The organism is Proteiniborus ethanoligenes, from assembly GCF_900107485.1.
In the GTDB taxonomy this organism is placed as follows: domain Bacteria; phylum Bacillota; class Clostridia; order Tissierellales; family Proteiniboraceae; genus Proteiniborus; species Proteiniborus ethanoligenes.
Genome location: NZ_FNQE01000022.1, coordinates 54,649 through 68,344 on the forward strand (window position 1 = coordinate 54,649; position 13,696 = coordinate 68,344).

Below are 13,696 nucleotides of genomic sequence, written 5' to 3' on the forward strand. Positions count from 1 at the left end.
ATTGATACAAATATATAATTTTAATATTTTGTAAAGGAGGTAAATTTGGTGGATAAGTTCGATATATACAGAGATATTTCTGAAAGAACTGAAGGAGACATCTATATTGGTGTAGTTGGACCGGTTAGAACAGGAAAATCAACCTTTATAAAAAGGTTTATGGAAAAACTGGTTGTTCCAAATATAGATAATAAATTCAAGAAAGAAAGAGCAAATGATGAATTGCCTATGAGCGGTTCTGGGAAAACTATAATGACTACTGAACCTAAATTCGTGCCAACTGATGCAGTAGAATTGACACTCAAAGACAATGTAAAGTTTAGGGTGAGGATGGTAGATTGTGTAGGATATTTAGTTAAAGGGGCTTTAGGCCATGAGGAAAACAATGTACCTAGAATGGTTATTACTCCATGGTATGAAAAAGAAATACCTTTTGAGGAAGCAGCAGAGATAGGAACTAGGAAAGTAATTACAGATCATTCCACAATAGGAATTGTAGTAACAACAGATGGCTCAATTACTGAAATTGATAGATCAAATTACATAAAGGCTGAGGAAAGAGTCATAAGTGAACTTAAGGAGTTAGATAAACCTTTTGTTATTCTACTTAATTCAAAGCACCCTGAATTAGATAGCACAATAGCTTTAAGAGAAAACCTAGAAGAGAAATACAAGGTACCAGTCATAGCAGTAGACTGCCTTAACATGGAAATGCCAGAAATAAATAAAATATTAGAAAAAGTCTTACTAGAGTTTCCAATAAAGGAAATTAACATTAATCTTCCAAAATGGGTAGAGGGGCTTCCAAAAAATCATTGGGTGAAAACTTCTGTTCTAAATTATATTAAAGAAATAGTTCATAATCTTCAAAGATTGAGTGAAATAAACTATGCAGTGAGTAAATTTGATGAACTTGACATAATAAGTAGTGCAAAAATCAAAGAGATAAAGCTGGGAGAAGGCGTAGCAAATATAGAAATGAATGTTGATAGTGGATTATTCTATCGTATATTGAATGAATTAACTGGCTATAAAATCGAAGGTGAGCATCAGTTACTAGGGTTAGTCACAAATTTAGCAAAAGCAAAAAAGGAATATAATAAGATCGAAAGGGCATTAAGTGATGCTAGATTAACAGGATATGGATTAGTTCCTCCGAGTCTTGAAGAATTAGATTTGGCTGAACCAGAAATATTTAAACAAGGAAACAGATTTGGAGTAAAATTAAAAGCTATGGCACCAAGCTTGCATTTAATAAAAGCAAATCTTACTACTGAGGTTTCGCCACTTATAGGAACTGAAAAGCAAAGTGAGGAGCTTGTAAAATATTTGTTAGATGAATTTGAAAGTGATCCATCAAAGATATGGGAATCAAATATGTTTGGGAAATCTCTGCATGACTTAGTAAAAGAGCAGCTAGAAAGTAAGTTAAATACTATGCCAGAGGATGCAAGAAGCAAAATGCAAAGAACCTTAGAAAGAATAGTCAATGATGGAAGTGGAGGGCTAATCTGTATCATAATATAAAATGGTCGGGATGATAGGATTTGAACCTACGACCCCAAGTCCCCCAGACTTGTGCGCTACCATGCTGCGCCACATCCCGAAAAATTTACTATCCCTTGGAGCCTAGCAAACATGCAGGTTTCAAGGGAAATTTATTTTAAGAACATTTTAATTATACTCTAAATCTTTTAAAATTGCAAATAAATTAGTGAATATTAGTGGTATGCAAAGTACTGAACATAGTCTTATGGTAACAAATTTGCTTAAATATTTTCTAGCTCTGCTATTTGTGATATACTTTTATATGAAATTGATTAGAAAGCAGGTACGAATATGTTTATATCTAATATTATGCCAGTACTGACAATGCTTTTTTTTGTCAGCCTAATTGGATACATACTAGTTGTTTTAAAAGAAAAACTTTTTTTATCAGATAATACGATAATAATAGGAAAAAAAGCTGTAACACAGGAGCATATAAATGAAACAGACATGAAGGTATTCACAATTGGAGGAATTAAGATTAAATCAGGTGATGAAGTAAGATTGGTTTTGTTAAACAACAACAAAATAGATGGGATAGTAATTGGTGCAAAAGCCAAAGAAAAGGAGCTTATGATGGTAACATATAAAGATGAAATAAAAGCTTTTGAAGTTAAAGAAATAAGAAAAATAAAAGTTATTAGCAAGTATGGAAGATTTTTCAAATAGAAGCTTTAAAAGATAAAAAATATTTTTTAATTGTACTAGGATAATTTTTGTTTTATTCATGAAGGAAATAAAGAATATTTGAAGAACTATTTATACAATGAAGAGGTGGTAATATGTCTCAAGAGAAAAGAAAAAAAAAAGAGTAATACGTAAAAGGATAAGAGTAGCTTTATTAGTAATAATAGCTGCATATTTTATTTTTCAGATGCTTCCAGTGTTTTCTATATCAAATTATAAAACTATTACAGTAGAAAGTGGAAAGCTTGAAGATATAGTTTCTTATAGAGCTGTAATAATAAAAAATGAGTCTATATATAAATCTGAATCAAATGGGACAGTAACCTTGTATAAAAAAGAAGGCGAAAGAATAGGCAAGGGAATACAAGTTGCCAAAATTGATAAATCAGAGGACCATAGTTTATCGAAAGAGTTAGAAGAAGTAAATAAACAAATAGAATTATTGAAAAACACATCAGATAATAAAGATATTCTAGAAAAAGATAAGGAAAAAATACAAGAAAATCTAGATAAGGTTATAGATGAGCTACAAACTAGAATTTTAAATGGAGATTATAATGATGCATATGTTTATAAGAATACTTTAATGAAAAACTTTGGTAAGGACCTTATAGTAACTGGACAGAATAACCTTGCTTCTCAGAGTCTCGAAGGTCTAATAAATCGAAAAAATGAAATAATTAAAAATATAGAAAAATGGAGTATAGTAAACTATTCTACAAAAGGCGGAATAATAAGCTACGAATTAGATGGACTAGAAGAGATATTTTCAGTTAGTAGGATAGATGAATATAAACCAGGTGATTTTAGAATTATTGACGAAAAAAACAGCAATGTAACAGAAACAGATAATGTAAAGTACGGAGAACCTGTATACAAAATTATAGATAATTATAGATGGTATGTAATGACTGAAGTTGACGCAAAAGAAGGAGACAAGCTAGAGGAAGGTAAAATATCTTATGTAAAAATTAATGGTGATGATAGAAAATTAACCGCTAGAGTTATTAAAGTATCAAAAGAAAAAGATAAATATTTAGTTGTCTTTATGTTTACAGATTTTTTCCATGAATATTACAAAGAAAGATATATTGATATTAATATAATAAAAAACACATATGAAGGATTAATTATACCAAACAAAGCCTTAATTGAAAAAGATGGAGTAGAGGGTGTTTATATAAAGGATATAAGTGGCATAGTAAAGTTTAGACCTGTAAAAATATTAGCTAGCAATGAAGAGCATACTATTGTAAGCGAAGGCGAGGGTATTAGTAACAGACAAATTGAGATTGTTATTAATGGAGAAAGTAAAAAAGCCATTACTATACAGATGTTTGATGAAGTATTCACTAATGGAAACAAGATGAAGGAGGGACTAATAATAAATCAGCCAGGAGGGATATAAAATTAATCTTAAAAGAAATATAGAAAATATTAGAGAAATTATAGTTAAAAATACTGCCCAAAAAGGATTAAGCTCTGATTATATTAATCTAGTTGCAGTTACGAAGACAATAGCTGTTGATAAAATTAATGAGGCTATATCATTAGGTGTAACTCATATTGGAGAAAATAGAGTTCAAGAAATACAAAAAAAGTATGAGCTCGTAAATAAAGAAGCTAAATGGCATATGATAGGACATCTTCAAACCAATAAGGTAAAGCATATTATAGATAAGGTTCATATGATACATTCATTAGATAGAATCAGCTTGGCTAAAGAAATACAAAAAAGGGCAGAAGAAAAGGACATTGACATAAGCGTACTAGTTCAAGTTAACATAGCTGAGGAAGATTCAAAGTTTGGACTTAAAAAGGAAGAAGTCATTCCTTTTATTAAGTCTATTGGAGAATTAGATAGAATAAAAATAAAAGGCTTAATGACAATAGCACCATATGTAGAAGAGCCTGAGGAAGTAAGATGCGTTTTTAGAGATTTAAAAATCTTATTTGAATGTATAAAAGAAATAGGGTTGAAAAATACCGACATGAAATATCTATCTATGGGAATGACTAATGACTTTGAAATTGCTTTAGAAGAAGGTGCAAATATTATTCGTATAGGTACAGGTATTTTTGGAAAAAGAGAATAAGGGGGATAAAAAATGGCAGATATGACAAGTAAATTTATAAACAAGGTCAAATATATAATTGGATTAGATGATATGGAAGAAAATGAAATTCAGCAAGATACAGGTAATGAAGAGATTGAAATTGATCCTAAAAGAAGTCTTTCAAGACAAAATAAGGTTTTAAATATTCATACTAATACTAATGTTAAGCTAGTTGTATATGAACCATTAAAGTATGAGGAAGCACCAAAGATCGTAGAGGATTTAAAGGTGAGAAAGCTCATAGTAGTTAATTTAGAAAAAATGGAGACTGAAGAAAAAAAACAGATTTTTGATTTCTTAAATGGAGCTATCTATGCCTTAGATGGGAATATACAAAAAGTTTCAAAAGATATATTTATATTAGCACCAAGTAACGTAGAAATTGATTCTAGATTAAAGGAAGAATTAAAGAATAAAGGACTTTTTCCTTGGCAAAAATAGTTAAGAGGTGGATAGGTTGAGTGTTTTAAGAGTAGCTTTAGAAAAGTTAATTTATATTATAGAAATACTTATTTTCATTAGAGCTATATTGTCTTTTATAGCTAGGGACATGAGCAGTCCTATAGTATCATTTGTTTTTCAAGTAACAGAGCCTATACTTGAGCCTTTTAGAAAACTTATTAGAAGACTAAATATAGATACAGGAATGATAGATTTTTCTCCCTTATTAGCATTACTATTCTTGTCACTTCTATCTAATGTAGTAAATGCTTTTATCAGGTAATATATTATGAATATTGATAAGAACTTATTAATAGAACACATAAAAGATGCTGAACAGCTTTTAGTTATGAGAAAAGTGATAGATAAGCTAGAAAGAGTAGTTAGCAATCATTCTGTAGAGTACACTGATTTCCTTGATCCTTATCAAAGAAAGCTATGCCATTCATTTTTAAATAAGTTTCATGAGGTATGCTACTTTGAGGAAGGAGGATTAGAAAGTGCTGAAAGAAAATCTATTGTTATTTATCCTGCATATTTAGAAAAAAACAGTATCGAGCTGCCCATAATAGCACTGAGAATCGATGGGAGCTTTAAATTTAGAGAGTTAAATCATAGAGATTACCTCGGCGCATTAATGAGCCTTGGAATAAAAAGAGAAAAAATAGGTGATATTCTAATACATAAAGAATATGGAAATATAGTTGTATTACAGGAGATAGCTCCTTATATCAAATATAATCTAGAAATGATAAATAAAGAACCAATAACAATTACAGAAATTAACACATCCCAATTAATTGAAGTAGAAGAAGAGTATATTGAAAAAAATATTATTGTACCATCCTTTAGGCTAGATGCATTTGTAAGTGCCATATGCAATTTATCAAGAGATAAAAGTTCATCTTTAGTAAGGAATGGTTACGTTAAAGTAAACTGGCAGACAATAGATACTATTTCAAAGGAAGTCTGCGAAGGAGACTTATTATCTATAAGGGGATTTGGGAGAACAAAAATTATTGGAAATCTTGGGAAAACTAAAAAGGATAGGATTAAAGTTATTGTAAAAATAATTATGTAAAGGGGGCAAGATATTATGCTCACACCACTTGACATTCAAAATAAAGAGTTTAAAAGAGGAGTAAGAGGCTATAAGGAAACGGAAGTTGATTCTTTTCTTGATGAAATTATGATGGATTATGAGAACATATATAAGGAAAATATTGAGTTAAAAGATAAAATAGCTTTACTAAATGACCAATTAAAGCATTATAATAAAATTGAGGAAACTTTACAAAATACTCTTGTAGTTGCGCAAACAACAGCTGAGGAAGTAAAAATAAACGCTAGGAAAAATGCAGAGCTTATTATTAAAGAAGCGGAAGAAAATGCTAAGCGAATAATTGAAGATGCAAAAGCTGAGGCACTTAAAACACATGAAGATTATGAAATCCTTAAAAAAGACATGCTAGTGTTTAAGACTAGGTTTAAAACGCTACTTCAATCCCAGCTAGAATCTTTAAATGATCATTACAGAGATTTAGGAATAGAAGGTGACAAAGAATGATTGAAAAGGATATGTATATTACGTATCCTTTTTTGCTTGACACTTCTATCTATGGTTATATAATATAGTAGGAAACAATGAAGTAAAGCAATAATTTATATTACTCAGTTGATTAGTAAAAAATATAAATATATTTAGATACATGCTTTGGAGGAATATTAATGGAAATATTTAAGATAAAAAATGATGAAAGAGGTAAAAAAATAATTGATTTAGGAAATGGCATTAAAATTGGAGGAGATGAATTTACGGTTATAGCTGGTCCATGCTCTGTTGAAAGTGAAGAACAAATTGAATTGACTGCACAAACCTTAGGCAGTATGGATATAAGAATACTTAGAGGTGGAGCATTTAAGCCTAGAACGTCTCCATATGCCTTTCAAGGGTTAGGTTTAGAAGGTCTTAAGCTTCTTAAAAAGGCAGGAGAGAAAAACAATATGAAGATTGTTTCGGAAATTATGGATCCAAGGGACTTAGAAGCTTCTTATGATTTTATTGATATATTTCAGATAGGCTCAAGGAATATGCAAAATTTTGCTCTTTTAAAAGAGGTAGGTAAATTTGATAAACCTGTACTTTTAAAAAGAGGAATGGCTTCAACTATAAAAGAGTGGTTAATGGCAGCTGAATATATTGCTTCTGAAGGTAATGATAAAATAGTATTATGTGAGCGAGGAATAAGAACTTTTGAGGAATATACTAGGAACACACTTGATTTGTCTGTAGTCCCTATAATCAAAGAATTATCAAATCTTCCTATTATAATAGATCCTAGCCATGGAACTGGTAGAAAAGAGTTAATTAAACCAGTTACAAGAGCTTCTGTTGCTATAGGAGCAGATGGTGTTATGATTGAAGTGCACCCAAACCCATGTGAGGCTTTGTCTGATGGTGAACAATCATTAAACTTCAATGAAATGAAAGAAATTCTTTCGAATATTAAGGCTTTAAGAGGATGCATCGATAGATTTAACTGCTAAAATGCACCTAATCTGTTTATAATCCATAATATATAATATAAATACATTAAATTAAGCTGTAATAATTTGTATAATCATATGAATGTATTATGGAATAGAGGTGGTTCAGGTGCTTAGCTTTGAAGAGAAAGAATATGCAGATTATTTATTGTTTTTTTTCATTCTTTTAACACAAATATGGGGAGCGAAATATAAGAAAAATAACTTGCTTTTTTTCTATTTAGTTCTAGCTTTTTTCACTTAATATGATTTGTTATATTTTATAAACATTAAGAAAGCTTCAAGATTAACTAACTTTAGTTAGATTAATATGAAGCTTTTCATATTTTGGGGTAATAAATATAAATATATATTATAATATATATTAGTAATGCATTATAAAGAGCTAATAGAAATAATACTATATATTATAAACCTTTATAAGGGGGTATTTTATGACTGAAAAAAACAAAGAACTAGAAAAAAGACTAGAAGAATTAGTTGATAATATTGAGAAGTCAAAGATACATGAATACGTGGATTTTGTAAATAATAAGAAGAGATTACTTTATGTTAATTTTTTAGGAGGATTAGCTAGGGGATTTGGTATGGCCATAGGCTTTACCATACTTGGCGCAGTAGCCATATATTTATTACAGAAAATAATTTCCTGGAACATCCCATTAATTGGTGATTTTATTGCTGAAATAGTAAGGATTGTTCAAAAAAGATTATAGGAGGAAAAATGGAAAAACAAAAGCTAAAGTATTTTAAAAACATGCTTATTAAAGAAAAAAGAGATGTACTTAACACATTGAATCTAATGGATGCAAACAATCCAAATAGCTCAATGCAAGATTATTTTGATGAATTATCTATGTACGATAACCATCCTGCTGACCTAGGAACAGAAATGTTTATGATGGAACATAGTATGAGTTTAAAAAGTAGCGAAGGACATATTCTTAATGAAATCAATAGAGCTCTAGAAAGAATAGAGGATAATAACTATGGTATATGCATAGACTGTGGTCAAGAAATAGATGAAGAAAGACTTGAAATACTTCCGTATACTGAAGTATGCATAAAATGTTCTAAAGACAAGACACATATAAATGGAAAAATGAAACTTCGTCCTCAGGAAGAAGAAAATATAGGATTTCCCTTTGGAAGCTCTAATAATGATTTTTCACCTAAAGATAAAGTGGAGTTTGATGGTGAAGATAGCTTACAATCTGTTTTAAAATTTAATGAAATATCTAATGACCCTTCTTTCTCAACTGGTGATCATCAAGGTGTTTTTGATGATATTGAACATGGAGTTGTCGAAGAAGTTGAAGGAATATCAGAAGAGTATTATAAAAAGCAATTAAAAGAATCTAATGAAAAAGATAGCTCTTATAAATAGACTAGATTTAAATCTAGTCTTATTTTTAGCTCCTTATTGTAAAAAGACGACTAATACTTTACAATAATATATATACTATTGTTAGGGAGGCATAAAATGTTATACGCAGCAATAAGCTTATTTATTATTTTTCTAGATCAATTAACTAAATTTTACGCAATAAAAATGCTAAAAGGAAACGAGCCTATTATTATAATAAGAAATTTTTTACAGCTCAATTATGTAGAAAATTTTGGTGCAGCTTTTGGCATACTACAGAACAAGAAAGTGTTTTTTGTCATTATGACATTGGTAGTAATAATTGGGATTGTTGTATATATGAAAACAAACACAAACTTAACCTTCTCTATGAAGCTAGCCCTTGCAATGGTAATTGGAGGAGCTGTCGGGAATCTTATTGATAGAATAAGGTTAGGATACGTAGTAGATTTTGTAGATGTGAACTTTTGGGGAATTTATGATTTTCCAGTATTCAATTTAGCTGATAGTTTTATCGTAATTGGGACAATTATACTGATGTACCTAGTGATTTTTAATAAATACGAAAATTAGAAAGAGTGTTATTATGGAAATACTGGAGATATTTGTTGATGAAGAAGATAATGAAAGACTTGATGTTTATTTATCACAAGAAATAAGTGATTTTTCAAGATCATATATTCAAAAGTTGATAAAAGATGAATTAGTAAAGGTAAATAACAAAGTTGTGAAGGCAAAATATATAGTTAATGAGGGAGATCACATCAAAGTTCACCTTCCAAAGCCTAAAAAACTCGACATAGAACCTGAAAATATTCCCGTTGAAATTATCTATGAGGATGATGATATAGCTATAGTAAACAAGCCACAGGGTATGGTAGTCCATCCTGCACCAGGAAATTATAGTGGGACTTTAGTGAATGCTTTATTATATCATTTAAATAGCTTATCAAATATAAATGGAATAATTAGACCCGGTATAGTACATAGAATAGATAAAGATACTTCTGGAATATTAATGATTGCAAAAAACAATTTAGCCCATGAAGAATTATCAAAACAATTAAAAGAACATACTATTAATAGAATCTACAATGCAATAGTAGATGGGAATATAAAAGAAGAAAATGGAACTATAAATGCTCCAATAGGCAGGCATCCTATAGACAGAAAAAAAATGACTGTAACTGATTCTAATAGTAAAGAAGCTGTTACACATTTTAAGGTATTAGAAAGGTTTGGGCAATATACTCTAATCCAGGCAAAGCTTGAAACTGGGAGAACACATCAGATAAGAGTTCATATGAATTATATTAACCATCCTGTAACTGGAGATCCTGTTTACGGAAGAAAAAACCAAAAATTTAATACAAATGGACAGCTGTTGCATGCTAAAACCATTGGCTTTATTCATCCAAGAACTAAAGAATATCTAGAGTTTGATTCTGTTTTACCTAAACATTTTATGGAAATCATTCATATATTAAAAAAGCTCGCTAAGTAAGCAATATTTATTTTATTCAGTGATATTTTAGGGCTGGTATTTTACCAGCCCTCTATTATTGTATTTTATTAAGTTTATTAATTAACTCCTTTTCAGGAGTGACATATACAGTATTATAAAAATCATATATAACCATGCCTGGCTTAGAACCACTAGGCTTTTTAACGTTTTTTCTCTCTGTATAATCGACAGGAACATTACTAGATAGCTTGGCCTTGCTATGATAAGCAGCAAGCTTTGCAGCTTCTACTATAGTGTTTTGAGGAACCAGATTATCTTTTTTCTTTATTATCACATGAGAACCTGGAATGTTTTTAGTATGCATCCATATATCATCTTTATTAGCAAGTTTTAATGTTAGATAATCATTCTGCTTATTGTTTTTCCCAATAAAAATATCATATCCATCAGAAGAAATAAAATGGTGAGGAACAGAAGAATCCACCTTCTCTTTTCTTTTTCCTTTTATAGATGATCTTTTAACATAACCTTCACTAACTAGTTCTTCTCTTATTTCCTCAATTTCTCTCAGCTCTGTACAATTTTCAAGGCTCATTAACACATTTTCTAAATAATCAACCTCTTCCTGAGTATTAACTATTTGTTGACTTACAAGGTCATAAGCATTTTTCAGTTTGTTGTACTTTTTATAATATTTTTGTGCATTTTGAATTGGAGACAATCGGGGATCGAGGGTAATGCTAACTTTTTCTAATTCTTCTGTGTAATAATTTTCTAATGTAATTTCACTTTGCTTTTTTGCTATTTTATGGAGATTAGCTGTCAATAAGTCTCCAAAGATTTTAAAAGTTTCTCTTTTTTCTGCTTCAAGAAGCTCTTCTTTTTGCTTTGCAAGCTTGTTGAGAGCTCTATCAAGCTTAATAGATACTGATTTTCTTAAATCACTTGCTTTGTGTTTAGATCTGTCTAATTTGTCTCGAGTCATATAATAATTTTCTAAAAGCTGATTTATTGATTTATAGTGAACCTTTGGAAGATCACCATATTGAAGTATGTCGACTGTGGAAAAAGCTATGATTTCATGGCCTTCCTTATTTTTTACTATTGTAGGAGAAAATATATTATTGTATATGCTCACATACAAATTATTAAAAGAAGCATATAAATCCTCAATCATATTAGTGTCTAATTGAGAAACAATAAAGCTACCGTCTAGATTAGCTCGGTGGCAAATTTCTCTCGCAAGCAAAGGACTTAGTCCAATTATATTACTATATAGAACCTTATAGACAGCCATTCCTCTCTCAGAATTTTTTATTAGCTTGATAAAAATATCTTTAGTTATATCATTAGGTAAAAGTTTATCCTGTAAAGGTGGTTCAATATATTGAAGTCCAGGCAGAACCTGTCTAATGCTGCTTAAGGATGCAGGGACTCTCTTAATAGAATCAATAATTTTACCCGAATATTTATCGATCAATATTATATTACTATGTTTACCCATGATTTCCACAATAAGTGTTTTAGTTGCTAATATTCCCAACTCGTCTAAACTTTGTATATCAAAGTACAATACTCTATCCATTGAAGACTGATATATATCAATAATTTTCCCCCCCTGTATATGCTTTCTAAGTAGCATACAAAACATAGGAGGTGTCATGGGATTAGATTTTGCTTCTTCAGTTACATAAACCCTAGGATTACTGCTACTTGCAGAAATTAAAAGCTTATAGTTCGCATTATTGCTTCTTATGCTTAGAATTAATTCATCTTTTTCTGGTTGATGAACCTTTTCTATTCTACCATTGTTTAATAGATTATATAGCTCAAATACTACAGACTTAACTACTACTCCATCAAAAGACATAGAATAACGCCTCCAAATAATGTTTTTTTAAGTATAACATTTTTTATAACGAATAGGAAAGTTCTACTTTAAATTCATATCAAAGAATAGTATTATTTTATTTCTCAATTGTTTTATTCTATATACATGCTAACTATTATATTTATATTAAGATAAATTATTTAAATCATTTGTTAAAGATAACATAATTAGAACAAATAATCAAATGAATTGTTAAGATTTTGTAACAAAACAAAGGGATAAATGTGAATTAGTCAAATAACATACATAGTAAAATCTATTAAAAAATCTGTAAAGATAATTACAAGTTAGCCAAAGAAAAATAGTTATAATAATAGATTGAACGTGTTATGGTCATTGACACAGGTGTATTTTATGGTAAAATTGATTATAATAGTTTGGGAAGGATGAGAAACTTGATAAAGAGCATGACTGGTTTTGGTAGAGGAGAAAAAAATGACGGCATCAGAAGCTTTACTGTAGAAATAAAGTCAGTTAACCACCGATATAATGATACCATAGTAAAGATGCCTAAGCATATAGGCTATCTTGAAGAAAAGATAAAAAAACAAATTAGAAATGTTATTACTAGAGGTAGAGTAGAAACGTATATTAACTTGGAATATGTTAGCGAGGGAGATATAGAAGTGAAGGTTGATTTACCTCTTGCTAAATCATACAAAAAAGCGATAGATCTTTTGTGTGAGGAAATAGGTGTCAATAGTGAATATTCAATTGAGTTATTTACTAGGTTTCCAGATATATTAAAGACTAACAAAAAAGAAGAAGATGAAGATGAGATTTGGCTATGCTTAAAGGATGCTGTAGATATTGCGCTGAAAAATTTAATTTTTATGAGAGAAGAAGAAGGACTAGAATTGTCAAATAACATTAAGGCTAAGCTTCTTAACATAAACAAGATAGTAGGAGAAATTGAAAAAAGAGCTCCAGAAATAGTTTTAGAATATAAAGAGAAGCTTTGGAATAGAATTAACGAGTTACTAGAAGAAAAATATGAAATTGATGAGAACAAGCTTGCAAATGAAGTGGCTTTTTATGCTGACAAAAGCAATATCGATGAAGAAATAGTAAGATTATATAGTCATATAAACCAATTTATTGATACCTTAGATTCAGGAGGCTCTGTTGGCAGAAAATTAGACTTTTTAATCCAGGAAATGAACAGAGAAGTAAATACAATAGGCTCAAAAGTTGGAGACATAACTATAACAAATTATGTAGTAGAATTAAAAAGTGAGGTTGAAAAAATAAGAGAGCAAATTCAAAATATTGAATAAGTAGAATAAGGAGACCAACTATGAAATGTCAAGTAAAAATGTTTGAAAATATGTAAATAAATAATTATCCAAAAAAGGGCACGCTTAAATAAACCTATTAGATATAGGCTTTAAAATAAATTTGATTTAGTCTAAATTAAAAGCGACATTATCTTTAAGAATTTTGAAGATAACACGTACCAACTTATGAGCAACATGACCAAGAGCTGCATAATGGTTGTTACCTTGAGACTTTTTAAGCATAAAGTAATCATTGAATGTTTTGTTGTTAAGTGAAACATTCCAAGCAGCGTTAATTAAGGCATAACGAAGTAATTTTGAACCTCTCTTTGACATTCTAGTGGTCTTGGCATTAAA

At 29.7% G+C, this 13,696-nt stretch carries 16 protein-coding genes and 1 tRNA gene; 14 read left to right on the forward strand and 3 right to left on the reverse strand.

Annotated features, from left to right (window positions below; genetic code table 11):
* The first annotated feature begins 48 nt into the window (after positions 1 to 48).
* Positions 49 to 1,527 carry a stage IV sporulation protein A gene (spoIVA, locus tag BLV37_RS10035; protein ID WP_091730835.1) on the forward strand — a complete coding sequence of 493 codons (1,479 nt, stop codon included), beginning with the start codon at positions 49 to 51 and terminating at the stop codon, positions 1,525 to 1,527.
* 2 nt (positions 1,528 to 1,529) lie between these two features.
* Here spoIVA and BLV37_RS10040 read toward each other — a convergent pair.
* A tRNA-Pro gene (locus BLV37_RS10040) sits at positions 1,530 to 1,606 on the reverse strand.
* 233 nt (positions 1,607 to 1,839) lie between these two features.
* Between BLV37_RS10040 and BLV37_RS10045 the strand changes: the two genes are divergently transcribed.
* From BLV37_RS10045 to BLV37_RS10100, 12 genes are all read left to right on the forward strand, one after another.
* Positions 1,840 to 2,217 carry a cupredoxin domain-containing protein gene (locus tag BLV37_RS10045; RefSeq protein ID WP_091730838.1) on the forward strand — a complete coding sequence of 126 codons (378 nt, stop codon included), beginning with the start codon at positions 1,840 to 1,842 and terminating at the stop codon, positions 2,215 to 2,217.
* Between the two features lie 205 nt (positions 2,218 to 2,422).
* Positions 2,423 to 3,643, forward strand: a complete 1,221-nt coding sequence (locus BLV37_RS10050; RefSeq protein ID WP_483145411.1) for a biotin/lipoyl attachment domain-containing protein — start codon at positions 2,423 to 2,425, stop codon at positions 3,641 to 3,643.
* Between the two features lie 19 nt (positions 3,644 to 3,662).
* Positions 3,663 to 4,331 (forward strand): YggS family pyridoxal phosphate-dependent enzyme, encoded by a 669-nt coding sequence (locus tag BLV37_RS10055; protein ID WP_280140137.1) that lies wholly within the window; start codon positions 3,663 to 3,665, stop codon positions 4,329 to 4,331.
* A 12-nt stretch (positions 4,332 to 4,343) separates the two neighbouring features.
* On the forward strand, positions 4,344 to 4,793 hold the full coding sequence (locus BLV37_RS10060; protein WP_244270518.1) for a cell division protein SepF: 450 nt from the start codon (positions 4,344 to 4,346) through the stop codon (positions 4,791 to 4,793).
* A gap of 16 nt (positions 4,794 to 4,809) precedes the next feature.
* Positions 4,810 to 5,076, forward strand: a complete 267-nt coding sequence (locus BLV37_RS10065; RefSeq protein WP_208975246.1) for a YggT family protein — start codon at positions 4,810 to 4,812, stop codon at positions 5,074 to 5,076.
* Between the two features lie 6 nt (positions 5,077 to 5,082).
* The gene (locus tag BLV37_RS10070) at positions 5,083 to 5,874 is read left to right on the forward strand and encodes a YlmH family RNA-binding protein (protein WP_091730847.1); all 792 of its coding nucleotides are present in this window, start codon (positions 5,083 to 5,085) and stop codon (positions 5,872 to 5,874) included.
* A 15-nt stretch (positions 5,875 to 5,889) separates the two neighbouring features.
* Complete coding sequence (locus BLV37_RS10075) at positions 5,890 to 6,360, forward strand: DivIVA domain-containing protein (RefSeq protein ID WP_091730850.1); 471 nt, start codon at positions 5,890 to 5,892, stop codon at positions 6,358 to 6,360.
* 161 nt (positions 6,361 to 6,521) lie between these two features.
* The gene (locus BLV37_RS10080; protein ID WP_091730852.1) at positions 6,522 to 7,340 is read left to right on the forward strand and encodes a bifunctional 3-deoxy-7-phosphoheptulonate synthase/chorismate mutase; all 819 of its coding nucleotides are present in this window, start codon (positions 6,522 to 6,524) and stop codon (positions 7,338 to 7,340) included.
* 434 nt (positions 7,341 to 7,774) lie between these two features.
* On the forward strand, positions 7,775 to 8,056 hold the full coding sequence (locus tag BLV37_RS10085; RefSeq protein ID WP_091730855.1) for a DUF5665 domain-containing protein: 282 nt from the start codon (positions 7,775 to 7,777) through the stop codon (positions 8,054 to 8,056).
* Between the two features lie 8 nt (positions 8,057 to 8,064).
* Entirely contained in the window at positions 8,065 to 8,727 is a 663-nt protein-coding gene (locus BLV37_RS10090; RefSeq protein WP_091730858.1) for a TraR/DksA C4-type zinc finger protein, read from the forward strand.
* A gap of 96 nt (positions 8,728 to 8,823) precedes the next feature.
* Positions 8,824 to 9,279, forward strand: coding sequence for a signal peptidase II (gene lspA, locus BLV37_RS10095; protein ID WP_091730861.1), 456 nt, complete (start codon positions 8,824 to 8,826; stop codon positions 9,277 to 9,279).
* A gap of 13 nt (positions 9,280 to 9,292) precedes the next feature.
* The gene (locus tag BLV37_RS10100) at positions 9,293 to 10,210 is read left to right on the forward strand and encodes an RluA family pseudouridine synthase (RefSeq protein ID WP_091730863.1); all 918 of its coding nucleotides are present in this window, start codon (positions 9,293 to 9,295) and stop codon (positions 10,208 to 10,210) included.
* Positions 10,211 to 10,265: 55 nt separating this feature from the next.
* On the opposite strand, the gene BLV37_RS10105 is transcribed toward BLV37_RS10100, so the two are convergent.
* Positions 10,266 to 12,041 carry an Rqc2 family fibronectin-binding protein gene (locus BLV37_RS10105; protein ID WP_091730866.1) on the reverse strand — a complete coding sequence of 592 codons (1,776 nt, stop codon included), beginning with the start codon at positions 12,039 to 12,041 and terminating at the stop codon, positions 10,266 to 10,268.
* Between the two features lie 407 nt (positions 12,042 to 12,448).
* Between BLV37_RS10105 and BLV37_RS10110 the strand changes: the two genes are divergently transcribed.
* Positions 12,449 to 13,339, forward strand: a complete 891-nt coding sequence (locus BLV37_RS10110; RefSeq protein ID WP_342026613.1) for a YicC/YloC family endoribonuclease — start codon at positions 12,449 to 12,451, stop codon at positions 13,337 to 13,339.
* 126 nt (positions 13,340 to 13,465) lie between these two features.
* Here the strand turns inward: BLV37_RS10110 and BLV37_RS10115 are convergent.
* Positions 13,466 to 13,696 (reverse strand): transposase (locus BLV37_RS10115; RefSeq protein ID WP_143031502.1); only part of this gene is annotated, 231 nt, incomplete at its 5' end.